The organism is Pseudomonas sp. FA-1 (assembly GCF_056856075.1).
In genome coordinates this window covers 1-236 of the sequence record NZ_JBWXTH010000081.1, presented here as the reverse complement: position 1 = coordinate 236, position 236 = coordinate 1, and the positions used below count along the sequence as shown (strand labels likewise).

The window sequence follows — 236 nt, the reverse complement described above, 5'->3', positions numbered from 1 at the left end:
GCGGGAATAGCTCAGTTGGTAGAGCACGACCTTGCCAAGGTCGGGGTCGCGAGTTCGAGTCTCGTTTCCCGCTCCAATTTTCAAGCTGTGGCGCTCATGGCGTAGCAGTGGTGGTGAAGCGCCAACAGGTGCTCACGCCAATAGCGGTTTGCTTCAAGCATGCGGGAATAGCTCAGTTGGTAGAGCACGACCTTGCCAAGGTCGGGGTCGCGAGTTCGAGTCTCGTTTCCCGCTCC

Annotated in this window: 2 tRNA genes; both read left to right on the top strand. The window is 58.5% G+C overall.

The window, feature by feature from the left end:
• Nucleotides 1-76: transfer RNA gene (locus AC1MHZ_RS23535), tRNA-Gly, on the top strand.
• An 85-nt stretch (nucleotides 77-161) separates the two neighbouring features.
• A tRNA-Gly gene (locus tag AC1MHZ_RS23530) sits at nucleotides 162-234 on the top strand.
• The last annotated feature ends 2 nt before the right edge of the window (nucleotides 235-236 follow it).